We start from the raw sequence: 26226 nt of genomic DNA, 5'->3' as shown, positions 1-26226 counted from the left end.
TTCCCGCACATTCTCCGGCCGTTCACGGCAGGATCATCTTGCGTGTCGCCTCTCATCGAAACTCACACCCCGACGCCCGGGTCTCCGTTCCCACTCGGCGCCAACATCGTGGACTCCGGAACCCAGTTCGCGGTCCACGCCCCGGCCGCGTCGAGCGTCCACATCTGCCTGATCGACCAGGACGGAAACGAAGATCGCGTCGAACTTCGGCAACACACGTACGGAATCTGGCATGGAATCATCTCCGGGATCGGTGCGGGGCAGCGTTACGGAATTCGGGCGTCCGGCCCGTGGAATCCGCGCGCCGGGCTGAGACTTAATCCACACAAGCTGCTCGTCGATCCGTGGGCGCGCCGCATCGAGGGGGATCTCGGTGATCACCGTGCCCTCCTGTCGTACGCCGACGATCCCTTCGGCGACCCGTCGACGGTCGACTCGCTCGGCCACGTGCCGCTGTCCGTGGTGACTCCCGGCCTCGCGCCCGCCGGAGCCCGCCTCGAGACGCCGTGGGAGGAAAGCGTCATCTACGAACTGCATGTGGGCGCGTACACCGCCAGTCATCCAGGAGTACCCGCCGCCCACCGCGGAACGTACCTCGGCCTGACGGCACCGGCCGTGATCGATCACCTCGTCTCACTCGGCGTCACTGCCGTGGAACTGCTTCCCGTACAGGCGTTTCTGACCGAACAGAGCGTCCGCGAGCGAGGGATGCGCAACCACTGGGGATACTCGACGGCGTCGTACTTCGCCCCGCATCCCGGATACGCGGCAACTCCGGGCGGCGAAGTCACCGAGTTCCGGATCATGGTCGACGCACTACACGCGGCAGGCATCGAGGTCGTCCTCGACGTCGTCTACAACCACACCTGCGAGCAGAGTGTCGACGGAATCAGTGTCAGCTGGCGAGGTTTGGACGGCCCCGGCTATTACCTTCTCGACGGCGACGGCCGCGACATCGACCTGACCGGGTGCGGCAACACGGTCGACGCCTGCTCCCCCATCGCCGTCCGCATGATCACCGACAGCCTCCGTTACTGGGCCACCGAAATGGGTGTCGACGGCTTCCGATTCGATCTTGCGAGCGCGTTGGGTAGGCCGCGCGGCGGAGGCTTCGACCAGCGGGCGTCCATCCTGTCCGCCATCTCCTCCGATCCGGTACTGACTCGGTGCAAGCTCATCGCCGAACCGTGGGATGCGACGGCCGACGGTTACCAGGTCGGAAACTTCGGACTCCAGTGGTCCGAATGGAACGACAAGTACCGCAGCACCATTCGCCAGTTCTGGAACGGCGGATCCAGCGTCCGGAAGGTCGCGTCGCGCCTCGCCGGTTCCGAGGACATCTTTGCCGGCAGCGGCCGTCGCCCCTGGGCGTCGATCAACTTCGTCACAGCGCACGACGGGTTCACCGCCGCCGATCTGGTCGCGTACAACCACAAGCACAACGAAGCCAACGGTGAAGACAATCGTGACGGCGCCGATCACAACGATTCGTTCAACCACGGAATCGAAGGCCCGAGCACCGATCCCGAGATTCAGGACGCCAGGGCACGTCATGTACGGGCGCTACTGGCCACGCTCGTGCTGTCGACAGGCACACCGATGCTCACCGCCGGAGACGAGTTCGGCCACAGTCTCGGCGGAAACAACAACGCGTATTGTGTTCCCACACTTGCCTCCCCAGCCGATTCGTGGGCCCTGGACTGGACGGCGGCCGATCAGTCGTTGGTGCAGTTCGTCTCCCGAGCGTTCGGATTACGCCGAACGGCACCGGCGTTGCGTCAGCCCGAATTCTTCGAAGGCAGAAGAAGACTGGAGCACCCGGACCTCGTCTGGTTCGACGCTGCCGGCGTCGAGTTCGACGACACCGCATGGTACGACGAGAGTCACCGAACGCTGCAGGCCTGGATCGACGGAGCCGACGTTCGGTCTCACACTCGAACCGGGCGCCCACTCGGTGACGACAGTTGGCTCCTGATCCTGCATTCCGGTGGACCGGTTCAGGTCACCGTCGGCACTCCGGAATGGTTCGACGGCACCTTGACTGCATCGTTCGATTCGGCGTCACCCACCGGAGAACCTGCCTCCACGGCCGAAGTTCCCGTCGGCACCGAGATTTCGCTGACCGGCCCCACGGTCTTGGCCTTACGTTCCGTGACACGTCCTCCGGTCACCGCTGCTGTCATGGAATCCGGCAGCACCTTGATGAGGAATTGAATGGTCGGTCCGATCCCGAAGGCGTACAACACTGTTCCGACGCCGACGGTTCCACCGAGGAGCCATCCGGTCGTGAGGACCGCGATCTCGATGCTGGTACGCACGAGCCTGACCGACAGACCTGTGCGAGCGACCAGTCCGGTCATCAATCCGTCGCGGGGGCCCGGCCCCATGCCCGCGCCGATGTAGAGAACGCTGGCCAGTCCGTTGAGGAGGATTCCCGCGACCATGATCATGGCTCGAACTGGCATGGAATCAAAGACCGGCAAGAAGGCCAGTGAGGTATCCACCGAGATGGCAATTACAACGACATTGGCGACCGTTCCGAATCCCGGCCGCTGACGGATCGGAATCCAGAGCAGCAGTACCACCGCACCGGTAATCGCAGTGATCACGCCGAAACTGAGCGAAACATGCTCGGCCACGCCCTGATGGAACACATCCCAGGGATCCAGACCAAGACCGGCTGTGATCATCATGGCCATCGAGAAGCCGTACAACCACAGACCAACGAACAGCGAGGCGAATCTCCGTATCAACACCCGACCATCTTGATGGCCACTGGACTGTTCATCCATAGCCAAGTTGCCGATACTGGACTGGTCGGTTGCGTCTCTACGGAACCGCGATGACTGTCATGGAGCCTGGTGCCACTTCCGTGAAACCAGCGTCACGAACCGCGACGGCCTCCGACTTCTTCAGCCGAACTACTGCTTCGGCCCACTGTTCCGGGCTCGCGTCGCGCACCGAGCAGCGAAAGTCGTTCTGCGCCCAGGCCCAGCACTGTTTCTCGGACATGGCCGCCGCCAACAACATCGAGGCATGCCCGACCTGTGCCGACGCCTTGCCTACCGTCATCTCGAGCGCCGAGTCGATCCACAGCACAGGAAGACCAGGCTCCGGCGGGCCAGGCTCGTCGTGCTCGAGATCGGTCCCACCGATCTGCAACTTCTTGATTCGCGGGTCCAGTTCTCCGACCGGCCCGGGAACCAGAGCCCGCGCCTGCGCGCCATCCACATCGACGGTGATTCCCGGTCCCTCCTGCGCGGCGAGCCACTGCGCTCCTCGCGCTCGACGAGACACCTTCCGAATCCGGGCACCCACCCACGCCGAATAGTCCTCGTGCCAGGGGCCGGGTTCCCCGTCTTCGGTGAACCCGACGCGTTCGTCCAGACACAGCGCCACAGCCGCCGTTGCCGCAGCCTCGAGCAGTGCGGTGCGCTTGGGCGGGTCTGCCTTCGGAATGTGCAGAACGATCGGCATCGCCAACACCAGCGCCGGATCCGCGGGATCGTCTCGCCCTCCGTACCCAGCGGCCAGCACCGCGTGGCGCTCGCGCCAGCGCGAATCGGGGCCGGACATCACAGCTGGATCGGAACTGAATGCTGGATCGGAACTCATGGAATCGGTACGCGTCGCACGCCACCGTCGACGGCGTCCGCAGCCTCGACCTCGTCGCGGGTCACACCGAGAATGAACAGCACAGCGTCGAGGAAGGGATGCGACAACGCAGCATCTGCGACCTCCCGCAACGCAGGCTTGGCGTTGAACGCCACGCCCAGGCCCGCGGCGTTGAGCATGTCGATGTCGTTGGCACCGTCACCGACGGCGACGGTCTGTTCCATCGGCACACCGACCTGATCGGCGAACTTGCGCAGCGCAACGGCCTTCGCGGCGCGGTCGACGATTTCACCGATCACACGTCCGGTCAGCTTGCCGTCGACGATTTCGAGGGTGTTGGCGTGCACGAAGTCCAGTTCGAGTTCGTGTGCGAGGCCTTCGATGACCTGCCGGAAGCCACCCGACACCACGCCGCAGTGGAATCCGAGACGGCGCAGGGTGCGAATCGTGGTTCGCGCACCCGGCGTCAGTTCGATGCTCTCTGCCACCTCGTCGATGACGGAGGCGTCGAGACCGGCGAGTGTCGCCACACGCTGGTGCAGTGATTCGGTGAAGTCGATCTCGCCGCGCATCGCAGCTTCGGTGACGGCGCGGACCTCGTCCTCGACGCCGGCCTTCGCGGCGAGCATCTCGATGACCTCGCCCTGGACGAGCGTCGAGTCCACGTCGAACACGATCAGACGCTTGGCCCGGCGAGCCAGTCCTGCGCGCTCGACCGCGATGTCGACGTTTTCGAGAGCGGCGACCTCGGCGAGTCCGGTGCGCAGCTTCGCGTCGCCGTCCGCCGTATCGGCCGCGCTGACGCTGAGTTCGAGGCCGGTGACCGGATAGTCGGCGACACCACGGATGGAATCGATGTTTGCGCCCTGCTTCGCGAGTTCGCGTGCAACCGATCGCATTGCGCGAGCATTGACCGGGCTACCGAGAACAACGACCGCGTGGGTGGACACCGCGGGCCGTCCGGGATCGGCACCGATTTCGATGTCGACGTTCATTCCGACCGTCGCCATCGCCTGTTCGAGTTCTTCCTGAAGCGCTTCGGGATCGTTCGGGCAGGCAACCATGACACCGAGTGTCAGTCGACCTCGAATCACCACCTGCTCCACGTCGAGTAGACGCACATCGTGCCGCGACAGCGCCGCGAACAGTACCGAGGTGACGCCAGGGCGGTCCGGCCCGGTCACAGTCACCAGAACAGTGGTGTCAGAGGCACCCACCGAAAACTCCGATCGTTTCTTCGTTCGCGTCTTGATCGTCACTATTGTGCCAAGCGAAAGGCCCCACCCGTTACTCGGGCGGGGCCTTCGCTGATTACTTCAGTGTGTTACTTCGCTCAGGAGCGGCTGTCGGTTCCGGGGTCGCCTTCGTCCCCGACCGTGAGCGGCTCGTGACGAGCATCTTCGAGCACGGTGCTGGCGTTCTTCCCGCCGTGGCCGGGGCCGACGTGCGCTTCCGCGCGCATCCGCTCCACCATGTGCGGGTAGTGCAGCTCGAACGCCGGACGCTCGCTACGGATGCGCGGCAACTCGGTGAAGTTGTGACGCGGCGGCGGGCAGGTGGTTGCCCACTCCAGCGAGTTTCCGTAACCCCACGGATCGTCGACGGTGACAACCTCGCCGTAGCGGTAGCTCTTGAAGACGTTCCAGATGAACGGAAGCGTCGAGGCACCGAGTACGAAGGCAAAGATCGTGGACACCGAGTTCAGAACCGTGAACCCGTCCGAGGGCAGGTAGTCGGCGTAACGACGCGGCATACCTTCGGCACCGAGCCAGTGCTGAACGAGGAACGTGCCGTGGAAACCGACGAACGTGGTCCAGAAGTGCCACTTGCCGAGGCGCTCGTCCATCATGCGACCGGTCATCTTCGGGAACCAGAAGTAGATACCGGCGTACGTGGCGAACACGACCGTACCGAAGACCACGTAGTGGAAGTGGGCGACGACGAAGTAGCTGTCCGTGACGTGGAAGTCGAGCGGCGGGCTCGCGAGGATGACACCCGACAGACCACCGAAGAGGAAGGTGATCAGGAAGCCGATCGAGAACAGCATCGGCGATTCGAAGGTCAACTGCCCCTTCCACATCGTGCCGATCCAGTTGAAGATCTTCACACCTGTCGGCACGGCGATCAGGAACGTCATGAACGAGAAGTACGGCAGGAGAACAGCGCCGGTTGCGTACATGTGGTGGGCCCACACTGCGATCGACAGAGCGGCGATGGCCAATGTTGCGTACACCAGGCCGCTGTAGCCGAAGATCGGCTTACGGCTGAAGACCGGGAAGATCTCCGAGACGATGCCGAAGAACGGCAGCGCGATGATGTACACCTCGGGGTGACCGAAGAACCAGAACAGGTGCTGCCACAGGAGCACACCGCCCGTTGCCGGGTCGAAGATGTGCCCACCGAGATGGCGGTCGACGAACAGGCCCATGAATGCAGCGGTCAGCAGCGGGAACGCCAGCAGGATCAGGATGCTGGTGATGAAGATGTTCCAGGTGAAGATCGGCATGCGGAACATGGTCATACCGGGTGCGCGCAGGCAAATCACGGTGGTGACCATGTTGACGCCACCGAGGATGGTGCCGAGGCCGGCGACAGCCAGACCCAAGACCCACAGGTCGGCGCCGACGCCGGGGCTGTGCAGCGCGCTGGTCAGCGGCGTGTATGCCGTCCAACCGAAGTCTGCTGCGCCACCGGGCGTGACGAATCCGGCCGTCGTGATGATCGCGCCGAACAGGTACAGCCAGTAGCTGAACGCGTTCAGACGCGGGAACGCGACGTCAGGTGCACCGATCTGGAGCGGAAGAATGTAGTTCGCGAAGCCGAAGACGATCGGGGTCGCGTACAGCAGCAGCATGATCGTGCCGTGCATGGTGAACAGCTGGTTGAACTGTTCGTTGGAAAGGAACTGCATGCCGGGTACAGCAAGTTCGGCACGCATCATCAGTGCCATGAGGCCACCGATGAGGAAGAAGGCGATGGAAGTCGCCAAGTACATGATTCCGAGCACCTTGGGATCGGTGGTCGTGATCATCTTGAAAATGAATGAGCCCTTGGGTCCCTGCCGCGGCGGGTAAGGCCTGGCCGGCGCTATCGTGGGGACTGGCTGGGGCGCTACGGCAGTCACTGATCCTCCTGAATGTGCCTTTGGTCGCTCCGCAGACTCCGTCAAAGAGCCCTTGGTTGCGCCCGCAGGGTCCGTCGCCCGGGCTGCGGACAACGGCTTCTGGCTTGCGCTCATCGAATCGTAGACCGTGACTCCGAGGCACCGCGACCCGGTCCTACTCTGCGTCGTACTCGAGCATCCGTTTTTCACGGCACCGAACGAACGACCTGCGGTTTATGTTCCCCCGGGAGTCCGAACCCACTTCCGAATCGGCGTGTCGTGCGCGTCGAAGAATTCGGTCGGTGTCCGTTTTCGGCCAACCCCTCCACTGATAAGGTCACCCTCGCCTAACTCATCTCAGGAGCCAATCAGTGAAATTCTTTCCCCGCCCGGCCGCGCTGGTAGCGGTCGCAGCTTCGATCGCCTTGGTCGTTCCAGCGTGCTCGAGTAACGACGAGCCCGCTGCAAACACCAACTCGACCGAGTCGGGCGCATTTCCCCGTACCGTCGAGCACTTCCGCGGAAGCACCGAAATCCCGGCCGCACCCCAGCGGATCGTCGCGCTCGACAACAGCTTCACCGACGCCGTCCTTCTCCTCGAATCCCCGCTCGTCGGCTACGTCGACTACCGCGAGCCCGGTCTGCCCGACTACCTCGGATCCTCCCGAGAGGAATTCGCCCCGGACGCAGTCTCGGTCGGCACGGTCAGCAGTGCAAGCCTCGAGAAGATCGCCGCACTGCAGCCGGACCTCATCATCTCCGCCGAGGTCCGCGACGGGAAGAACTACGAGCAGCTCTCCGCAATCGCGCCCACCGTCTTCACCCAGACGACCGGTCCGACGTGGAAGGACAACATCCGCGTAGTCGGTCAAGCGCTGGGCAAGGAATCGCTGGCCGAGGCGAAGATCACCGAATACGAAACTCGCGCGGCTGCCGTCGGCAAGGAAATCAACGAGAAGGCGAACAACCCGGTCATCTCGGTAGTCCGGTTCGCCGGTGAACCGACCGCACGTCTCTACCGCACTACCTCGTTCAGCGGCATCGTTCTTCAGGATGCCGGGCTGAAGCGCCCGGACAACCAGGGACCCGACCCCGCCGATGCCGGCAACATCATGATGAAGATCAGCCCCGAGCTGATCAACGAAGCTGACGCGGACGTCATCTTCATCAGCACCTGGCAGGACGCCGAGGGCAAGAGCGCCGAAGCTGCGAAGCCATTCCTCGAGAGCCCGCTGTGGCAGACCCTTAGGGGGCGCAAGGTGGACGTGGACGATTCACGGTGGATGTCGCCGGTCAGCATCCAGGGCGCGCACATGATCCTCGACGACCTCTCGGACACGTTCGAGGTGGACAAGCAGAACAGCTGAGTCGAACAGCTAACCTGAACGGCGCCCGCTCACACAGGAAGCCGTCGACTTGTCTGTTCTCTCACGCACGTCTGTTCTCTCACGCACGACCGCCCGCACGTCCGTTCGTCGTGTCTCGATCCTGGGGATCGCCGCCACGATGCTCGTCCTCGGTGGTTGCTCGTCCGACTCGTCGGACGATCCCGCGAGCACCATCGTCCGGACCACTACGTCGATCGCCGGTGCCGGCGTGATGGGCATCGAACGCGACACCGCCACCGCGTGCCCGACGCCGACGCAAGCCGACCCGGGAGCGGGCCCCGAGGTGAAGCGTCGAGTCGTACACACTGCGGGTGAAACCGAGGTTCTCTCCGATCCCCAACGGATCGTGGTCCTCGACAGCGTCTCGATGGACGCCGTGTGCGCCCTCGGCCTGTGGGAGCGGGTAGTGGGCGCCGCGACCGGCGTCGACTCACCTCAACCGTCGTACCTGGGTTTCGGCATCTCGGAGATTCCGAGTGTCGGCCCCGTGAGCGCACCTGACGTCAACGCCGTGAAGGCCGCCGCGCCGGACTTGATCCTCGGGTCCAGTCCGGCGTCCGACGGCTTGTACGGGCAACTCGACGCCATCGCCCCCACCGTGTTCGCGGGCTCGGATCCCGTGTACTGGAAAGCGCAGTTCGCCCTCGCCGGCCAGGCACTGGGCCGTTCGTCCGCGGCTGCGACGGAGCTCGACCGCTACCAGCAGGACGTCGTGCAGCTCGGCGACGCATTGAATGCATCGCAGACGCAGGCATCAGTGGTTCGGTTCGGTTCGAAGGACCTACAGATCGAGGGCCCTGCATCCTTCGCCGGACAGATCCTCAGCGACGTCGGCGTCCGGCGCCCACCGGCGCAGCGATTGACCGATGCGACCACGGCACCGATTCCGGCCGACGATCTCAGCGCCGCCGAAGGGGACTTGATCTACGTCCTCTTCGACGGGCCGAACGGCCGTACCTACGGCACCGAGATCATGAAGAGCGACCAGTGGCAGGACCTCGCCGCTGCCACAGACCGACGTGTGTTCGTAGCGGAAGACGACATCTGGAACGGAAACGGGATGACTGCTGCCCGTGCCGTATTGGCGGACTTGAAGGGAACCTTGAACGGATATGCGAGCTGACCGGAACGAACCACAACTCCGACATTCGAAGCGGCTCGCCACAACTGTGACGGTCGGGTTCTGACATGCCGATCCCCGAATTCATTGTTGCACTGCGCGAGAAGGTCGGTCATGCGCCGCTCTGGCTGTCCGGAGTGAGCGTCGTGATCCGCGACGACGACGGTCGGGTCCTGCTCACCCGCCGCGCCGACAACGGTCAGTGGGCCGTCGTGTCCGGCGTTCTCGAGCCTGGGGAGGAACCGTCGGCGGCGGCGGTGCGCGAGGCGAAGGAAGAAACCGGCGTCGACGCCGAATTGGTTCGGATCACGAGTGTCGATGTCACAGAGCCCATTACGTACCCCAACGGCGACGTGACTCAGTACCTCGACGTGTGTTTCCTGGCCAGGTGGACCGGCGGAGATGCACACGTGGCGGACGACGAAAACCTCGAGGTCGCGTGGTTCGCGCCGAGCGCACTGCCTTCGGACATGACGGAAACCTCGCGTCTGCGCCTCGCAAAAGCGTTGCTGGACAAGCCGGAAGCGTGGTTTCAGCGCTAGCCCGCTCTCAATACACGGCCGAAGCCCGATTCCCGCGTGTGCAGGAGTCGGGCTTCGGCGTGTAGGTCGCTCTCTAGAAATCCCAGTCGTCGTCTTCGGTGTTGACGGCCTTGCCGATGACGTAGGAGCTACCCGAGCCGGAGAAGAAGTCGTGATTCTCGTCCGCATTCGGTGAAAGTGCCGACAGGATAGCCGGATTGACGTCCGTCTCGTCCTTCGGGAAGAGGCCTTCGTAGCCGAGATTGTTGAGCGCCTTGTTGGCGTTGTAGCGCAGGAACTTCTTGACATCCTCGGTCAGACCGACGCCGTCGTAGAGGTCCTGGGTGTAGTCGACCTCGTTCTCGTAGAGCTCGAAGAGCAACTCGAACGTGTAGTTCTTGAGCTCTTCACGCTCGGCCTCGGTGAGCTGTTCGAGGCCCTTCTGGTACTTGTAGCCGATGTAGTACCCGTGCACAGCCTCGTCGCGGATGATGAGGCGGATGAGGTCTGCGGTGTTGGTGAGCTTGGCTCGCGAGGACCAGTACATCGGCAGGTAGAAGCCGGAGTAGAAGAGGAAGCTCTCGAGGAGCGTCGATGCGACCTTGCGCTTGAGCGGCGACTCGCCGTTGTAGTAGTCGAGAACGATCTGCGCCTTGCGCTGCAGGTTGGGGTTCTCCTCCGACCAGCGGAACGCGTCGTCGATGTCGGGGGTGGAGCACAGCGTCGAGAAGATCGAGCTGTAACTCTTCGCGTGCACCGATTCCATGAAGGCGATGTTGGTGTACACCGCTTCTTCGTGGGGAGTGATCGCGTCCGGGATGAGGCTGACGGCGCCGACCGTTCCCTGGATGGTGTCGAGCAGCGTCAGGCCCGTGAAGACGCGCATGGTGAGCTGCTGCTCCTGCGCGGTCAGCGTTCCCCAGGACGGGATGTCGTTGGAGACCGGCACCTTTTCGGGCAGCCAGAAGTTGCTGACGAGGCGATCCCATACCTCGGCGTCCTTCTCGTCCTGGACGCGATTCCAGTTGATGGCGGAAACGCGACTGACCAGCTTGACCATAATTCCTACCTAGCGAGAGAGATACTGCCGAATGTTGGCTTGCCTGAACACTACCCGTTGTGTCGGGTTCGCGATGCCAACACAACAACATGTGTCGCACGCACCCCTCCACGAGTACAAAAAATGTGATATCAATTAAATATCACTTACCGATGGAAAGCGAGTCTCGCATGACCAGCACACCCACCGTGGCCGAGAAACCGACCGGTGTCGCCACCACAACGATCGCCGAACGCCCAGGCTGGGACCTGTCCGGCAGCTGGATGCTCCTCGGCGGCGTCCTTCTCTTCCTGGCCGGAATCGCGCTGTCCGTCGTTGGCGGAGTTCTGGGACTCTTCGCCCTGATTCCGGTCGGAGTGGTGCTGTTCATCGCGTCACTCCCCCTCCTGATGGGCCTGACCTTGGTGCAACCTAATCAAGCCCGAGTTCTGCAACTTCTCGGAAGCTCGTACAGCGGCACCTTGCGCACGCCGGGACTGCGATGGACAAACCCGCTGACGGTCCGTCGATCGATCTCGACGCGCATCCGAAACCATGAGACCGGTCAGGCGAAAGTGAACGACGCCGACGGCAATCCCATCGAGATCTCGGCGGTGGTCGTCTGGCAGGTGGCCGACACAGCGCTCGCCTCGTTCCAGGTGGACGATTACGAGGAGTTCGTCTCCGTACAGACCGAGGCGGCCGTCCGCCATATCGCCGGTAGCTACCCGTACGACGCCGAAGGCCGAGTCTCGTTGCGCGAGAACGCCGATATCATCACCACCACCTTGTCGGAGGAGGTTCACGCCCGCGTGCGTGCGGCGGGTGTCGAAGTTATCGAGACACGCATCAACAGGCTCTCGTATGCACCGGAGATCGCCAGCGCGATGCTTCGGCGCCAGCAAGCGGGTGCTGTGATAGCCGCCCGCAAGCAAATCGTCGAAGGCGCGGTGTCCATGGTCGACATGGCACTCAAGCAGCTCGAGGAGAAGCACGTCGTTGAACTCGACGAGGAACGCAAGGCCACGATGATCAGTAACCTTCTGGTCGTGCTGTGCGGCGACCGCGACGCACAACCGGTGCTGAACACCGGTTCGCTCTACCAGTAAAGGAAAGGCCACATGGCCACGGATCCAGCTCCGAGATCGGAGCGTAAGAAGATCCTGCTTCGGTTGGATCCTGCGGTGCACGACGCGCTTGCCCGCTGGGCGGCCGACGATCTCCGAAGTACCAACGCCCAGATCGAGTTTCTCCTTCGGCGCGCACTCACCGAACACGGTCGTATGCCGAAGAATGCCGGCAAGATGCACGGTCCCGGCCGTCCGCCGGCCTGATACCCCTGTGCGCCTTTTCGGTAGTAACCACTACCGAAAAGGCGCACGGGGGCGGAGCCCTTTACAGCATGCAGGAAACGCAGCCCTCTACCTCGGTGCCTTCGAGTGCCATCTGACGCAGACGGATGTAGTACAGCGTCTTGATGCCCTTACGCCACGCGTAGATCTGCGCCTTGTTGATGTCGCGAGTGGTTGCGGTGTCCTTGAAGAACAGCGTCAGCGACAGGCCCTGGTCGACGTGTTGCGTTGCGGCAGCATAGGTGTCGACGATCTTCTCGTACCCGATTTCGTAGGCATCCTGGTAGTACTCCAGGTTGTCGTTGGTCAGGTAGGGCGCCGGGTAGTAGACGCGGCCGATCTTGCCTTCCTTGCGGATCTCGATCTTCGACGCCACCGGGTGGATGGAGCTGGTGGAGTAGTTGATGTACGAGATCGAGCCGGTCGGCGGGACGGCCTGAAGGTTCTGGTTGTAGATACCGTGCTTCTGAACCGAAGCCTTCAGCTCACGCCAGTCGTCCTGGGTGGGGATGTGCAGCTTCGCATCGGCGAAGAGTCCGCGAACCTTGTCGGTTGCCGGCTCCCAAGCCTGATCGGTGTACTTGTCGAAGAATTCACCCGAGGCGTACTTCGACTCCGGGAAACCCTTGAAGTACGAGCCGCGCTCGATGGCGATCTTGTTCGACGCACGCAGTGCGTGGAAGAGCACGGTGTAGAAGTAGATGTTCGTGAAGTCGATGCCTTCTTCGCTGCCGTAGAAGATCCGCTCACGAGCAAGGTATCCGTGCAGGTTCATCTGACCGAGGCCGATGGCGTGAGAGTCGTTGTTGCCCTGCTCGATCGACGGCACCGAGTAGATGTGCGTCTGGTCGGACACCGCCGTCAATCCGCGGATCGACACTTCGATGGTCTTGGCGAAGTCGGGCGAGTCCATGGTCTTCGCGATGTTCAGAGAACCCAGGTTGCAGGAGATGTCCTTGCCGACCTTCGAGTAGGACAGGTCGTCGTTGAACAGTGAAGGCGTCGAAACCTGCAGGATCTCCGAGCACAGGTTCGAGTGCGTGATCTTGCCTTCGATCGGGTTTGCCCGGTTCACCGTGTCCTCGAACATGATGTAGGGGTAGCCCGATTCGAACTGCAATTCGGCGACGGTCTGGAAGAACTCGCGAGCTTTGATCTTGGACTTGCGAATTCGCTTGTCGTCGACCATCTCGTAGTACTTCTCGGAGACGTTGATGTCGGAGAACGGAACTCTGTAGATGCGCTCGACGTCGTACGGCGAGAACAGGTACATGTCCTCGTTCTTCTTCGCCAGCTCGAACGTGATGTCCGGGATCACGACGCCGAGTGAGAGCGTCTTGATACGGATTTTCTCGTCGGCGTTCTCACGCTTGGTGTCGAGGAACCGGTAGATGTCGGGGTGGTGCGCATGCAGGTACACAGCACCGGCACCCTGACGCGCACCCAACTGGTTGGCGTAGGAGAACGAGTCCTCGAGAAGCTTCATGATCGGGATGACACCCGAACTCTGGTTCTCGATCTTCTTGATCGGGGCGCCGTGCTCACGAACGTTGGTGAGCAGCAAGGCAACTCCGCCACCGCGCTTGGACAGCTGCAGTGCCGAGTTGATGGAGCGACCGATGGACTCCATGTTGTCTTCGATACGAAGCAGGAAGCAGGACACGGGCTCACCGCGCTGCTTCTTGCCCGAGTTCAGGAACGTCGGGGTGGCGGGCTGGAAGCGTCCGGCGATGATCTCGTCGACGAGTTCGACGGCCAGGTCTTCGTTGCCTGCGGCCAGGGTGAGCGCAACCATGCAGACACGATCTTCGAAACGCTCGAGGTAGCGCTTACCGTCGAAGGTCTTGAGCGTGTAGGAGGTGTAGTACTTGAATGCACCCAGGAACGTCGGGAAGCGGAACTTCTTGGCGTACGCGTGATCGATCAGGAACTTCACGAAAGTACGTGAGTACTGATCGAGAACCTCGGGCTCGTAATAGTTTTCCTCGACGAGGTAGTCCAGCTTCTCGTCGAGGTTGTGGAAGAACACGGTGTTCTGGTTGACGTGCTGCAAGAAGTACTGACGGGCTGCAGCGACATCCATCTCGAACTGGATCTCACCGTTGGCGCCGTACAGGTTGAGCATGGCGTTGAGTGCGTGGTAGTCGAGACCGTTGGTGGAATCGCCGCCGCGCGCATCACGCTCTACGCTTCCTGCCGCGATCGTGTCAGTGATGGTTGGCGCCACTGCCCGTGCTCCTTCTCTGTTTCGAGATGATTCCAGAACTCCCCCAAGCCTTCTCGTACCCGGTCGACGTCCTCGGCAGTGCCCATGAGTTCGAACCGGTATAGAAAAGGAACGTGGCATTTCTGGGAAATGATGTTTCCTGCATAGCAAAAGGACTCACCGAAATTGGTGTTTCCCGCCGCGATCACTGCTCTGATCAACGACCTGTTGTGTGGATTGTTCAAAAAACGAATGACCGGCTTCGGTACATAACTGGTGTCGCGCCCTGTCACGGTGACCCCGCCACCATAGGTGGGCAGAATCAGCACATAGGGCTCGTCTACACGAAATGAGCCGTCACGGTCATGGATAGGTATACGTGTCGCAGGCAGGCCGAGACGTTGAACGAATCGGTGGGTGTTCTCCGACACGCTGGAAAAATAGACCAGCGAAGTCATCGGTTGTCACCATTTTCTTGTACGGTGCCCGGAACTACTCAGATGTGTCGGCGGAGGTGTCCACCGCCGACACTGCGGCGCTTCAAGCAGCGACGGTCAGGGTCTTGATGCGATCGGGACGGAAGCCCGACCAGTGATCTTCACCGGCAACCACGATGGGTGCCTGGAGGTACCCGAGAGCCATGACGTAGTCGCGGGCTTCGGCATCCTCGGTGATGTCGATGACGTTGTATTCGAGACCGGCCTTGTCCAGGGCGCGGTAGGTGGCATTGCACTGAACGCAAGCGGGCTTGGTGTAGACGGTGATGCTCATGAGAGTCCCTCTTTCGCTTAGCCAACAAAGGCCGATGTAGTGATGTTCAGCACCGATACGACCGATTGCCGGAGTCTCGCTCGAAGCGTTCCGCGTTGTGGTCTCTCAGTGCTCAAGACACTACACCTAGTGGCCGACAGAAACACATAACGCGAGATGTTGTGAGTCACATCGTTGGAATTCCCAGGTCGCCCCAGTTCAGCGCCTTCATTTCCCGGCGCGTCGGCGTGTCGCGCGTCACAGTTTCTTTTTGTGCTCGCCAGCCTCTGGGAGCCGCGCCACGGACCTACCATGAGCGTCGTGGAAACACCCCCGAAGGACGAGGCTCCACGCCACGAGGCAACCGTGACGAGAACACAGCAGGTGACACCGTTGATGCGCCGAATCACCTTCGGCGGGGAGGGCCTGAGCGACTTCGAGACGAGTGGTAGCCCGGACGAACGGGTGCTCGTCAGATTCCCTCTCATTCCCCCTCACGCCCGTAGTTACACGGTCCGGCGCTGGCAGCCGTCGAAGAACGAGCTGGAGATCGACTTCGTTCTCCACGGCCACGGCGGCGCGGCACTCTGGGCCGCGACTGCGCAACCGGGCGAGACCGTTCACCTCTCGACGGCGAGCGGGTGGTTCACGCCGCCGGCAGGTTGCGACTGGCTGCTGATGGTCGCCGATCACGCCGCTCTGCCCGCGATCGGGCGAATTCTCGAAGAAGCACCCGACGGTCTACCGATCCACGTCATCGCGCAGGTACCCGCGCCGAGCGAACAGCAGACGTTCACGACGCGCGCCGACGCTCACTACCGATGGATCGAGGAATCGGACTCGCTGCTCGCCGAATTGGCCGGCGCTGCCCTGCCTCCCGGCGAGGGCTACATCTGGTGTGCAGTCGAGGCCGCGGCCGCCAGACGCATCCGCACTCACCTGCGTCGAACATGGGAAATCCCGGCAAACCGCATGCACGTGATGGGTTACTGGCGGGAGGACAAGGAGAACTGGGAGCGTCGGTACGCCGCCGTCGCCGACCGTATCGATGCTGCGATGGGCGAAGCGATGATGGCCGGCAAGGATTTCGAGTCGGTTCGCGACGCGGTCGACGACGCGATGGAACGCGAAGGGCTCTAGCGCGCATACGAGTGAGGACCACACCTTCCGGCATGGCCCTCATTCGTGAAACGAATTACGCGTTGACGAGCTGCTTGCCGGCGTCGACGAGGTCGGAGACGACCTTGGAGACCTGAGCGAGCACCTCTGCGTTCTCACGCGGGTGCAGCTCACCGAACAGTGCGCCGGTTCCACCGATGCTCAGTGCAGTGTCCTCGACGACCTTGCCGCCGGCGATACGGACCGCCTTGGTGGTGTCTTCGTGTGCCCACTTGGCGCCGTTGCCGCTGGGCGAAGCGCTGATGACTGCGACAGCCTTGTCCTTGACTGCACCGACACCGTACGGACGCGAGATCCAGTCGATGGCGTTCTTCAGAACTGCGGGAATGGTGCCGTTGTACTCGGGGGTGACGAGCAGGAACGCGTCCGCATCGCTCGCAGCGGAGCGCAGTGCGTCGACAGCGGGGATGGAAGCACCCTCGACGTCGATGTCTTCGTTGTAGAAGGGGACGTCGGCGAGGCCTTCGAAGACCGTCAGCGTGGCACCCTCGGGTGCGGCGGACACAGCCGTCTCGGCAAGCTGGCGGTTGACGGATCCGGCGCGCAGGCTGCCGACGAGAACGAGAACATTGGTCTGTGACATAGCGAGTTTCCTTCGAGAGTGGTGCGGTTGGTGGCTCCGGTTGAAAGTTATATCAACTAAACGGACCGCGGTCCACTTACATTCCCCGGCCCTGTAACCTGATCCCGTGAGCGCAATCCCCCTCCCCCAGATCGGCGCCGCGCCGGTCGAGCGCGGTGACGCAGCACGTAACCGCGTACTTCTGCTCGACGCCGCAGCCCTCCTCGTTGCCGAGCGAGGTGTCGACGCGGTGACGATGGACGCTGTCGCGTGCCGGGCCGGTGTGGGCAAGGGCACAGTTTTTCGGCGCTTCGGCAATCGATCGGGACTGATGCAGGCACTGCTCGATCACACCGAGCGAGAACTGCAGCAGGCATTCATGTTCGGCCCCCCACCGTTGGGTCCGGGCGCGCCGCCGATCGAGCGCCTCATCGCGTTCGGACGAGCCCGGATTGCCATGGTGGAAGTACAGGGCGAAGTCCTCCGAGCGGCGGAAAACGCTCCTGAATACCGCTTTGGCGGTCCGGCCCGGGCTCTCGGCATCGCTCACGTCATCGGGCTTCTTCGAGGAGCCGGCGTCGAGGGCGACCTCGATCTGCTCGCTTCAGCACTGTTGGCACCGCTCGAAGCGTCGCTCGTCCTTCATCAGGTGCGCGATCTCGGGATGACCACCGAGCGCCTGGCGGCCGGCTGGGAAGACCTTGCCCGGCGCGTTACTCGATGTTGACTCCCCAGATCCGTCCCACCACTTAATGTGAGCCCATGCGCATCGCTGCAGCCGTCATCGGCCTCCTGACCATCGCCGCGGTAAGTGGTTGCTCCGCTTCGTCCGACTCCCCTGAAGACAAGACGGATCCCTCCGGTCGTGTGTTCATCTCGACCTCCGTGGATGGAACACAAATTCCCGGCGGCGGCCCGCTGACTCTCGACTTCAGCCAGGCCGGTCGAGTGTCCGCGAGCGCCGGATGCAACACGGCAAACGGTTCGGTCGAGTTCACCGACGGCACGCTGACCACCGGCACCATGGCGTCGACCATGATGGGCTGCCCTCCCGGCATCGCCGAGTCCGACTCCTGGACAACAACATTGCTGACCGCTGCGCCGGCGTGGAGCCTCGACGGCGACACCCTCGTCCTGACATCGAAGGACGCCACAGTCACCCTGCAGGACAAGAAAATCGTCACGCCGGATCGACCGCTGCAGGGCACGACGTGGACTGTCACGTCCCTCATCAGTCCCGATGCGATCAGTACGAGCCTGGCTCTGGAGACGTCAGCTCCCGAACTGACGATTGCCGCAGACGGTTCGGTCAGCGGGAGCACCGGATGCAATCGCATGACCGGAAGCGCCCAGACGTCCGACACCACAGTCACGTTCACGCCGATGGCAACCACGCGTATGGCTTGCCCCGAGGAGAACATGGACATCGAGCGCCAGATACTGGCGGTGCTCGACGGCGAAGTGAGCTACACCGTCGACGCCGACACGCTGACCCTGCGCAAGCCCGACGACACCGGATTGATACTGACTGCGCAGGCTTGACCAGACGCTGCAGGCTCGATCAGACGTTGTCGAGCAGCCAGCGCCCCAACTCGCGGGCGCTGGCATCGATCATCGCGGGCCAGTCCAAGGCCGAGTCGTCCGCGTGATCGCTGACGTGTTTGACGAGTCGGCAGGTAGCACCCGCTGCCTGCGCGGCGAATGCGATGGCAAATCCCTCCATGTCGACCAGATCGGCTCGCTGCGCAAGGGCGTCCCGGGTTGCAGCGTCGGCGATGAATGCGTCGCCGGTCGCCAACACCGAGTCGTCACCGCCGGCGAGCACCAAACGGTCCGCGACGTCGTGCCCCAGCGCTCGGATCGCGGTGCTGCTGATGTCGTGATTGATGACGACGCCGGGAACATAGAGGCCGCCGTGGTGCGCGTGCAGCGCACCGGCTGTCCCGATGTTGACGACCAGCGGCAGATCATCCCGCTCGTACCGCGCGAGAGCAGAGGCGACTGCTGTTGCAGCACTGACCTTTCCAATCCCCGTGATCAGCAGTTCGTATCCTTGCGGCACGTATGCCGCTTCCGACTTCGTCGCACTGACCACCAGAACGTTGTTCGCACTCATGTGCGCGACCGTACCGCCCCGGATACGGTGGCACTGCACGCGCCTGCTCACATCGCTAGAGTCCATTCATGGCCACACTGCGTGAAAGCATCATCGAAGAACTCGGCACAAAGCCGACAATCGACGCCGCAGCGGAGGTTCGCGCGCGAGTCCAGTTCCTGAAGGACTACGTGCGCTCGACCCCCGCCAAAGGGTTCGTTCTGGGAATCAGCGGCGGTCAGGACAGCACGCTCGCCGGAGCCCTCGCCCAACGCGCGGTCACGGAACTTCGTGAAGAAGGCCACGAGGCCGAGTTCGTCGCCGTTCGACTCCCCTATGGCGCTCAGGCTGACGAATCCGACGCTCAGATCGCGCTCGGCTTCATCAAGCCGGACCGCTCTCTCACGGTCAACGTCAAGCCTGGCGCCGACGCGACGGCCCGTGAGGCCTCCGAGGCGTTGGGGAACGGCGAACTACGCGACTTCGTCCGCGGCAACATCAAGGCGCGCGAACGAATGGTCATCCAGTATGCGATTGCCGGTCAGCTCGGCTATCTCGTGATCGGTACCGACCACGCCGCAGAAGCGATTACCGGCTTCTTCACGAAATTCGGTGACGGCGGTGTCGACATCACGCCGCTCACCGGCTTGAGCAAACGCCAGGGCGCTGCATTGCTGCAGGAATTGGGCGCACCCGAGAGCACGTGGCGCAAGGTGCCGACCGCCGACCTGGAGGACGACCGACCCGCGCTACCCGACGAAGTTGCCCTCGGCGTCACGTACTCACAGATAGACGACTACCTCGAAGGAAAGGACGTTTCCTCCGAGGTAGCCGAGAAGCTCGAGAAGATGTTCACCAACACTCGTCACAAGCGCACGGTGCCGGTCACACCCCTCGATGACTGGTGGAAGTAACTCCTACCAGAGCTCTTACCAGCGACTAGCTACCGAACAGGCTGCCGAAGACGTCGCCCAGCGAACCCGTTCCCGAAGCCGGATCCTTCTTCGCGAAGTTGGTGGTGCATCCGTTGAACTGCACTGCATCGACCAGCGTCGACGTGGCGGCGGAACCGGTGCCCACACTGACGCCGTAGTGGTCGACTACCGCGTTCGGGTTCGCGGCGACGATGTCAGCCAAAGGCACTGACACGCGGTCCTTGGCGCCGTCGATGTTCTGAGTGCTCCACCACACGCCCTTCTGGAGATCCGCGTGAACGCCGCCGTCAGCCGTCGGCGTGGCGTCGGGTCCCGGGACCCACACCAGGGTGGTGAATCCGTTCTCGAACTTTCCGCCGGTCGTTCCGGTGAGGCGGAGCTGGAACGCCGCAGTCGGCGTGGCGGCGCGCTCGGCAAAGCCGATCGCCTTGCCGACTGCGTCGGACAACTTGATACCGCCGGCCGAATGGTAGGAAACCGAACGATCGCCGGTACCGTCGACGGCCAGCTTCAGTGAACCGTCCTTGTCGAGAACGTTGTCGGCCGAATACGACGCGGTCTGATCCTTCTCGTCGGTGAACGGGATGCCCCACCCGTTCGGCGTCGCTTCGGTGGACAGGGTCGAGCACGAGGCTTCCGGCGCAGAAGAGCCGAGAGAACCGGTGGACGGAAGCGCAGTAGCAATTGCCGGAGCGGTGAGTGCAGCTGCTCCGAGGAGCGCTACGACGACTCCGACACGGCGCGTGGAATTAATCGACATTGAAATACCTTTCACATATCCCGAGTGGAATTGCGCCAAAATTAACACATGTCGACAATTACCAACAGCGAAGGTATTTCTTTTGTCATCCAAACAGATGACAATTCACCTTGGCAATTCGAAGTGCATTCGCTCCCCCAAAAGTAGGAGAAACTAAACAAAACGACCAATGCTGGACAATTGACCAACAATGGAGAAAACGGAGATAGATGCCACTTGAGCTGGAGTGATCAAGATATAAATATTTGGACCGGCAAACCGAAAAAGGACAATACGTCGGCAGCCCACAAATAGCTACGCCGGCAATTCTCGGACTAGCCTCCAGCGAAAGGCGGAAGAATATCGACAGCGCTACCGGAGGCTCGAGAGACGTCGCGGGTCAACTCGTCACCGACGAGGAAAGCCGAGACCGACAGCACTCGCTCCATCTCCGATCCGTATCGTCCGACCAAGACCGCCACCAACTCGGCAAGTGTGTTGTCGGGCGAAATGGCGACTACCTCGCTACGGCAACCGGATACATCCGCTGCAGCAGCAAAGTAACGAACCGAGATCGAATGCGGATCAGCCACCGATCGCTCCCATACTTCTTTCGGGCGGAACGAAGTCCGCGGCGTCGATGCCGTGCCCTGCCCATTTGTTCCACATCGCACCGCGCCACAAATCCGCTAGTTCGTCGTCACTTGCTCCGGCCCTGAGCGCGGCACGCAGATCAACTTCACGGTCACTGAACAGACATGACCGAATTGTTCCCTCTGCGGTCATTCGCGTCCGATCGCATTCACTGCAGAACGAGCGGGTCACGGAAGCGATGATCCCTACCGTCATCGTGGTCCCGTCGACACGCCATTCTTCGGCAGGAGCCGACGGATCTTCACGGCCGATTGCTTCCAATTCGAAACGGCTTCCCAAAACGGACAACAATTCAGCCGCGGTCACCATGTTCTCGCGTGCCCATGCATGGTCTGCGTCCAGAGGCATTTGCTCGATAAAGCGCAATTCGACGCCGGCTTCGAGGCACCACTGCAAAAGATCCGCCGCGCCGTGGAGCGTTTCACGCATCAGCACCGCATTGATCTTCAGTGGCGCGAGCCCGGCCGCAGCTGCCGCTCGAATTCCCGCGAGAACGGACGGCAACCTGTCTCGACGCGTCAATTCAGCGAAATGGGCGCGATCAACCGAATCCAGGGAAACATTGATGCGAGTCAAACCAGCTGCAGCCAACTTCGCCGCACGATGTTCGAGCCCAACGGCGTTGGTAGTCATGGAAAGTGGAATTCCTGGCACGCGCGCGGCGCACCCCCCGATGATCTTTTCGAGGTCACTACGCATCAGCGGTTCGCCGCCGGTGAATCTCACCTCGCGAATACCGACTCGTTCGACGCCGATTCCGACTACTCGAATGATCTCGTCGGCACTCAGAAGATCTTCCGCAGCGATGGCCGGCAAACCTTCCTCCGGCATGCAATACGTGCAACGAAGTGAACACTTCTCGGTGATCGAGACTCGCAGATCTCTGGCAACACGCCCGAACCTGTCGACCAGGAGATCCGTCTCGGGACGACCGGCGAGGGAGGCAGCGTCGAACCGCACGGTGGGAATTCCCATCGAGACCACTGTCATCACTTCACCAACTTCCGTATTGCTCCAGTATGACCGAAAGCCGTACTCCGTGTGTCGGACGGACCACACCGCCTAGGATCAAAACATGTCGAGGTTGTCGAGGTTACTGTCATGAGCGCGCGTTCGGTCGAGGAACACGCGTCGCACATCTCCGGATTGCTCACCGGCCTGCACACCCTCTCTCCGACGGCAGTTCCGACGGCAGAAGCGTTGGGGCGCATAACTTGCTCGGATATCGCATCGCCGGTAGACCTGCCACTCTTCCGCAACTCGCAGATGGACGGGTATGCCGTCGATGCTGCTTCTGTGGCCTCGGTTCCGACCACACTGACGGTTCGAGGCGTGATCGCCGCTGGAAGCGGAAAACCACCGAAACACCTTCCAGGATCGGCATTTCGCATCATGACCGGTGCTCCGCTCCCCGAGGGTGCCGACGCCGTTGTTCCGGTCGAGGACACAACGGGTGTCACCGAGCACGTCGTCACGATCGAACGGGGCAGGTCGGTAGGCGAATTCGTACGCGAACGTGGCAGCGACATCACCGCCGGAATGCTACTGGTCACGGCCGGAACGCACTTGGAACCTCGCCATATCGCCGCGCTGAGTGCTGTGGGCCTGGCCTCGCTCGACACCTACACGAAGCCACGGGTCGCGATAATTACGACGGGCGCCGAACTGAAAAGTGCCGGAACAACTCTCGAACCCGGTGAGATCTACGATTCCAACGGTCCAGCTTTGGCAACATTGGCCGAAGCCAACGGCGCCGATGTCGTATCCGTCGCCCGAAGCAGCGACGACCCCGCCGAGTTCCGCGAATTGCTCTCGTACGCAACCTCGGTCGCTGATCTGGTGTTCACCTCCGGCGGAGTGTCCATGGGCGACTTCGAGGTGGTGAAGGAAACTCTCACGCCTCTGGGAGCACACTTCGGCCACGTCGCAATGCAGCCGGGCGGTCCGCAAGGCACTGCAGTGGTGAACGAAGTGCCGGTACTGAGCTTCCCGGGCAACCCGGTGAGCACCATGGTCTCCTTCGAGGTCTTCGCACGGGGCGAACTGCGCCGGGCCGCGGGCCTGCCCGAGATCCCGCGCGAGCGACTCCCGTTGACGGCACCGCTGCGTTCGGTGGACGGCAAGCGGCAGTTCCTGCGGGCACGCAGAACTGCGGACGGAATCGAACTCGTTGCCCCGACGTCCTGATCGACATCCCCGCCGCCGTGACCGAGCTCGGCGCGGGCGATCTCGTCGACGTCGTCCCGCTCTCGACTTCCTCGATCTGATTCACTCGATCTGTTCAAAGGACACTGATGACCGAATTGACACACGTCGACAGCGAGGGCCGAGCGCGCATGGTCGACGTCAGCGCCAAGGCCGAGACGACGCGTATCGCCGTCGCTGCCGGTGAACTCGTCACGACCGCCGAGGTAGTTCGCCTCGTCCGCGCCGACGGCATGCCCAAGGCTGATGTCCTCACCACCGCGCGCATCGCCGGAATCGCCGGTGCGAAGAAGACCTCCGAACTGATCCCGCTGTGTCATCAACTCGCGCTCTCGTCGGTCAAGGTGGAATTCGGGTTCACCGAAACATCGATCACCGTCGAGGCGACGGCGAAGACTCGCGGACAGACCGGCGTCGAGATGGAAGCACTCACCGCCGTCGCGGTAGCCGGCCTGACCTTGCACGACATGGTCAAAGCGGTGGACCCCGGAGCTACCATGAACGGTGTTCGTCTGCTCACCAAAGACGGTGGTAAACGCGGACATTGGACCCGCGACACTCAGAACGCACAGACAGCTCCGGCGCACACCTTCACCTCGGCACGGTCCGCGACCGTCCTCGTGGCTTCCACCGGCGGTGCGAACGGCACCAGACCCGACACCACCGGACCCACGATCGCGACCTGGCTACGTGAACGGGACTTCGAGGTACGTGGACCGCTTGTGTACGCCGACGCAGACATCGCGGCGGGCATCGCTGACGCCAAGGAGGGCTCCCCGTCACTCGTCATCAGTACCGGCGGCACCGGGGCTTCCCCCACGGATGCCACCCCGGAAGCTACCCGGGCAGTCTTGACCCGTGAGTTGCCCGGCGTCGCAGAAGCGATCCGGACCAAGGGCCTCGAGAAGACACCGCACGCGTCGCTGAGCCGTGGTGTGGCAGGTCTCACAGGTACGACGGTCATCGTCAATCTTCCGGGTTCTCCCGGTGGAGTGAAGGACGGTCTCGCCGTCCTCGGACCCATCATCGATCACCTGCTCGCGCAGGTCGCAGGCGGAGGAGCGCACGATGAGTGAGCTATTGGCTCGGATCTCCGAGCAACCGATTCACGCAGACACCGTCGACGCCGCCGTTGCCGGTCCGAAGAACGGCGCTGTTGTGGTGTTCACGGGAACGGTGCGCAATCACGATGGAGGTCAAGCGGTTTCGGCGTTGGAGTACCAAGCGCATCCGGATGCCGAACGCTTCCTCGAGACGTGCTGCCAAGAGGTTGCGGCCTCGACCGGCCTGCCGGTTGCCGCGATCCATCGCGTCGGTCACCTCGAGATCGGCGACCTCGCACTGGTCGCCGCCGTCGCCGCGCCGCATCGAGCGGAGGCGTTTGCCGCGTGCGCCGAACTGGTGGAGCGCATCAAGCACGAGGTACCGATCTGGAAGCGGCAACACTTCGCGAACGGCGTCTCCGAATGGGTCGGGTTGTAGGTCGAACGCTCCGGGAAGGTAGAGTTGCGATCACTAGGTGCCTGAAATCGGGCATCCAGCGTCGTAGAACGCAAATTTTCTTGCTGAGTGCTCAATGCACCCGCTCTTCTTACGGCGAAGAAGCCTGCCGACCGGCAGCGCCGCCACCACTGTGCTTGATTGTTCGACCGGTTAATTCCGTGTCGGCATCCGGGCACGAACACGTGCCCGAAAGGCTCTGAACACACTTGTCTGACATCTCTACGCCCGCTACCACCTTCGCAGCCCTCGGTGTGCGCGCACCGCTGGTGAAAGCTCTCGAAGACGGCGGAATCACTTCTCCGTTCCCGATCCAGATCGACACCCTCCCCGACACTCTCTCGGGGCGCGACGTACTGGGCCGCGGAAAGACCGGAAGCGGCAAGACCCTCGCGTTCTCCATCCCCATGGTCTCCCGCCTCGCCGGCGAACTGTCCGGAGGAAAGCGTCGTCCGGGTCGACCGCTCGGCCTGGTGCTCGCACCGACGCGTGAGCTCGCCACCCAGATCACCGCAACCCTCGAACCGTTGGCCGCCGCATACGACTTGCGCGTGACCACGATCTTCGGTGGTGTCTCGCAGCACCGCCAGGTTCAGGCTCTCAAGGCCGGAGTCGACATCGTCGTCGCCTGCCCCGGTCGCCTCGAAGACCTCATGAAGCAGAAGTTCGTCAGTCTCGACGCCGTCGAGATCACCGTGCTCGACGAGGCCGACCACATGGCCGACCTCGGCTTCCTGCCCGTCGTCACCCGCATCCTCTCGTCCACCCCGCAGGACGGGCAGCGTCTACTGTTCTCGGCAACGCTGGACAACGGCGTCGACAAGCTCGTCAAGCGTTTCCTCAAGAACGAGGTCATGCATTCGGTCGACGAGGCCAACTCCCCCGTCGCCGCAATGACGCACCACGTGTTCGACGTCGACGGCGTCGAAGCCAAGAAGGCTCTGGTCGAGAAGCTCGCTTCCGGTACCGGTCGTCGCATCCTGTTCATGCGCACCAAGCACCAGGCTCGCAAGTTGGCTCGCCAGCTCACCGAGTCGGGCATCCCGTCCGTTGACCTTCACGGCAACCTCTCGCAGGCTGCTCGCGACCGTAACCTGGCGGCATTCTCCGCCGGTGAAGCGCGCGTCCTCGTCGCCACCGACGTCGCAGCGCGTGGCGTCCACGTCGACGACGTCGAGTTGGTCGTCCACGTCGATCCGCCGGCCGAGCACAAGGCTTACCTGCACCGCAGTGGTCGCACCGCTCGCGCAGGCAGCGCCGGCG

General features: G+C 62.6%; 25 protein-coding genes and 2 pseudogenes. 14 read left to right on the top strand and 13 right to left on the bottom strand.

Annotation, left to right across the window (positions count from 1 at the left end; translation table 11 throughout):
• Positions 1-42: 42 nt before the first annotated feature.
• A pseudogene (gene glgX, locus YH3_RS26235) lies at positions 43-2085 on the top strand (glycogen debranching protein GlgX); the annotation flags it as partial.
• On the opposite strand, the gene YH3_RS36870 reads toward glgX, so the two are convergent.
• The 4 genes from YH3_RS36870 to ctaD form a co-directional block, all read right to left on the bottom strand.
• Positions 1998-2792 (bottom strand): YitT family protein, encoded by a 795-nt coding sequence (locus tag YH3_RS36870; protein ID WP_251014174.1) that lies wholly within the window; start codon positions 2790-2792, stop codon positions 1998-2000. The pseudogene glgX and the gene YH3_RS36870 sit on opposite strands and share 88 nt — an antisense overlap.
• A 37-nt stretch (positions 2793-2829) precedes the next feature.
• Positions 2830-3615: a peptidyl-tRNA hydrolase gene (locus tag YH3_RS26225; RefSeq protein WP_064444380.1), complete on the bottom strand. Its 786-nt coding sequence runs from the start codon at positions 3613-3615 to the stop codon at positions 2830-2832.
• Positions 3612-4832 (bottom strand): phosphoserine phosphatase SerB, encoded by a 1221-nt coding sequence (serB, locus tag YH3_RS26220; RefSeq protein WP_003944761.1) that lies wholly within the window; start codon positions 4830-4832, stop codon positions 3612-3614. The genes YH3_RS26225 and serB overlap by 4 nt, the downstream gene beginning before the upstream one ends.
• A 116-nt stretch (positions 4833-4948) precedes the next feature.
• Positions 4949-6739 (bottom strand): cytochrome c oxidase subunit I, encoded by a 1791-nt coding sequence (gene ctaD / locus YH3_RS26215; protein WP_020907234.1) that lies wholly within the window; start codon positions 6737-6739, stop codon positions 4949-4951.
• 350 nt (positions 6740-7089) lie between these two features.
• On the opposite strand from ctaD, the gene YH3_RS26210 reads away from it, so the two are divergent.
• The 3 genes from YH3_RS26210 (at position 7090) to YH3_RS26200 (ending at position 9768) form a co-directional block, all read left to right on the top strand.
• Complete coding sequence (locus YH3_RS26210) at positions 7090-8085, top strand: ABC transporter substrate-binding protein (protein ID WP_064444379.1); 996 nt, start codon at positions 7090-7092, stop codon at positions 8083-8085.
• Between the two features lie 49 nt (positions 8086-8134).
• Positions 8135-9229 (top strand): iron-siderophore ABC transporter substrate-binding protein, encoded by a 1095-nt coding sequence (locus YH3_RS26205; RefSeq protein WP_030534955.1) that lies wholly within the window; start codon positions 8135-8137, stop codon positions 9227-9229.
• Between the two features lie 65 nt (positions 9230-9294).
• Positions 9295-9768, top strand: a complete 474-nt coding sequence (locus YH3_RS26200) for an NUDIX domain-containing protein (RefSeq protein WP_007736052.1) — start codon at positions 9295-9297, stop codon at positions 9766-9768.
• A gap of 73 nt (positions 9769-9841) precedes the next feature.
• Here YH3_RS26200 and nrdF read toward each other — a convergent pair whose 3' ends face one another.
• The gene (gene nrdF, locus YH3_RS26195; RefSeq protein WP_003944744.1) at positions 9842-10807 is read right to left on the bottom strand and encodes a class 1b ribonucleoside-diphosphate reductase subunit beta; all 966 of its coding nucleotides are present in this window, start codon (positions 10805-10807) and stop codon (positions 9842-9844) included.
• Positions 10808-10977: 170 nt separating this feature from the next.
• Between nrdF and YH3_RS26190 the strand changes: the two genes are divergently transcribed.
• Both YH3_RS26190 and YH3_RS26185 read left to right on the top strand, forming a co-directional pair.
• Positions 10978-11895: an SPFH domain-containing protein gene (locus YH3_RS26190; RefSeq protein WP_003944699.1), complete on the top strand. Its 918-nt coding sequence runs from the start codon at positions 10978-10980 to the stop codon at positions 11893-11895.
• Positions 11896-11907: 12 nt separating this feature from the next.
• Positions 11908-12120, top strand: a complete 213-nt coding sequence (locus YH3_RS26185) for a hypothetical protein (protein WP_003944723.1) — start codon at positions 11908-11910, stop codon at positions 12118-12120.
• A gap of 61 nt (positions 12121-12181) precedes the next feature.
• Here YH3_RS26185 and nrdE read toward each other — a convergent pair whose 3' ends face one another.
• The 3 genes from nrdE to nrdH form a co-directional block, all read right to left on the bottom strand.
• Positions 12182-14365 carry a class 1b ribonucleoside-diphosphate reductase subunit alpha gene (gene nrdE / locus YH3_RS26180; protein WP_064444378.1) on the bottom strand — a complete coding sequence of 728 codons (2184 nt, stop codon included), beginning with the start codon at positions 14363-14365 and terminating at the stop codon, positions 12182-12184.
• The gene (gene nrdI, locus YH3_RS35125) at positions 14323-14802 is read right to left on the bottom strand and encodes a class Ib ribonucleoside-diphosphate reductase assembly flavoprotein NrdI (protein WP_003944767.1); all 480 of its coding nucleotides are present in this window, start codon (positions 14800-14802) and stop codon (positions 14323-14325) included. The genes nrdE and nrdI overlap by 43 nt, the downstream gene beginning before the upstream one ends.
• An 82-nt stretch (positions 14803-14884) precedes the next feature.
• A complete protein-coding gene (gene nrdH, locus YH3_RS26175) occupies positions 14885-15115 on the bottom strand; it encodes a glutaredoxin-like protein NrdH (protein ID WP_003944717.1) in 231 nt (76 codons plus the stop codon).
• Between the two features lie 291 nt (positions 15116-15406).
• On the opposite strand from nrdH, the gene YH3_RS26170 reads away from it, so the two are divergent.
• Positions 15407-16234 carry a siderophore-interacting protein gene (locus tag YH3_RS26170; protein WP_064444377.1) on the top strand — a complete coding sequence of 276 codons (828 nt, stop codon included), beginning with the start codon at positions 15407-15409 and terminating at the stop codon, positions 16232-16234.
• Positions 16235-16289: 55 nt separating this feature from the next.
• On the opposite strand, the gene YH3_RS26165 is transcribed toward YH3_RS26170, so the two are convergent.
• Entirely contained in the window at positions 16290-16856 is a 567-nt protein-coding gene (locus YH3_RS26165; RefSeq protein ID WP_030534957.1) for an NAD(P)H-dependent oxidoreductase, read from the bottom strand.
• A 106-nt stretch (positions 16857-16962) separates the two neighbouring features.
• On the opposite strand from YH3_RS26165, the gene YH3_RS26160 reads away from it, so the two are divergent.
• Both YH3_RS26160 and YH3_RS26155 read left to right on the top strand, forming a co-directional pair.
• Positions 16963-17562 carry a TetR/AcrR family transcriptional regulator gene (locus YH3_RS26160; RefSeq protein WP_003944690.1) on the top strand — a complete coding sequence of 200 codons (600 nt, stop codon included), beginning with the start codon at positions 16963-16965 and terminating at the stop codon, positions 17560-17562.
• Positions 17563-17597: 35 nt separating this feature from the next.
• Positions 17598-18377 (top strand): META domain-containing protein, encoded by a 780-nt coding sequence (locus YH3_RS26155; RefSeq protein ID WP_064444376.1) that lies wholly within the window; start codon positions 17598-17600, stop codon positions 18375-18377.
• 19 nt (positions 18378-18396) lie between these two features.
• Here YH3_RS26155 and YH3_RS26150 read toward each other — a convergent pair whose 3' ends face one another.
• Entirely contained in the window at positions 18397-18951 is a 555-nt protein-coding gene (locus YH3_RS26150) for a nucleosidase (protein ID WP_003944766.1), read from the bottom strand.
• 68 nt (positions 18952-19019) lie between these two features.
• On the opposite strand from YH3_RS26150, the gene nadE reads away from it, so the two are divergent.
• Positions 19020-19844, top strand: coding sequence for an ammonia-dependent NAD(+) synthetase (gene nadE, locus YH3_RS26145; RefSeq protein WP_003944695.1), 825 nt, complete (start codon positions 19020-19022; stop codon positions 19842-19844).
• Positions 19845-19869: 25 nt separating this feature from the next.
• Here nadE and YH3_RS26140 read toward each other — a convergent pair whose 3' ends face one another.
• The 3 genes from YH3_RS26140 to moaA all read right to left on the bottom strand — a co-directional run bounded on the left by YH3_RS26140 (position 19870) and on the right by moaA (position 22248).
• Positions 19870-20625: a hypothetical protein gene (locus tag YH3_RS26140; RefSeq protein ID WP_003944763.1), complete on the bottom strand. Its 756-nt coding sequence runs from the start codon at positions 20623-20625 to the stop codon at positions 19870-19872.
• 314 nt (positions 20626-20939) lie between these two features.
• Complete coding sequence (locus tag YH3_RS26135; RefSeq protein WP_064444375.1) at positions 20940-21197, bottom strand: MoaD/ThiS family protein; 258 nt, start codon at positions 21195-21197, stop codon at positions 20940-20942.
• Complete coding sequence (gene moaA, locus YH3_RS26130; RefSeq protein WP_007731315.1) at positions 21190-22248, bottom strand: GTP 3',8-cyclase MoaA; 1059 nt, start codon at positions 22246-22248, stop codon at positions 21190-21192. Before moaA ends, YH3_RS26135 begins: the two co-directional genes overlap by 8 nt.
• 111 nt (positions 22249-22359) lie before the next feature.
• Here moaA and glp point away from each other — a divergent pair.
• From glp to YH3_RS26110, 4 genes and pseudogenes are all read left to right on the top strand, one after another.
• Positions 22360-23525, top strand: a pseudogene (gene glp / locus YH3_RS26125) (gephyrin-like molybdotransferase Glp).
• Positions 23526-23552: 27 nt separating this feature from the next.
• Positions 23553-24539, top strand: coding sequence for a bifunctional molybdenum cofactor biosynthesis protein MoaC/MoaB (gene moaCB / locus YH3_RS26120; protein ID WP_054187785.1), 987 nt, complete (start codon positions 23553-23555; stop codon positions 24537-24539).
• On the top strand, positions 24532-24945 hold the full coding sequence (locus YH3_RS26115) for a molybdenum cofactor biosynthesis protein MoaE (RefSeq protein ID WP_003944730.1): 414 nt from the start codon (positions 24532-24534) through the stop codon (positions 24943-24945). The genes moaCB and YH3_RS26115 overlap by 8 nt, the downstream gene beginning before the upstream one ends.
• A gap of 227 nt (positions 24946-25172) precedes the next feature.
• The coding region (locus YH3_RS26110; RefSeq protein ID WP_064444374.1) for a DEAD/DEAH box helicase at positions 25173-26226 on the top strand (1054 nt) is incomplete at its 3' end.

Origin of the sequence: Rhodococcus sp. YH3-3, assembly GCF_001653035.1 — a bacterium.
Lineage (GTDB): Bacteria > Actinomycetota > Actinomycetes > Mycobacteriales > Mycobacteriaceae > Rhodococcus_F > Rhodococcus_F qingshengii.
Note: the sequence above shows the minus strand (reverse complement) of the source record. Positions and strands in the feature narration are given on the sequence as shown.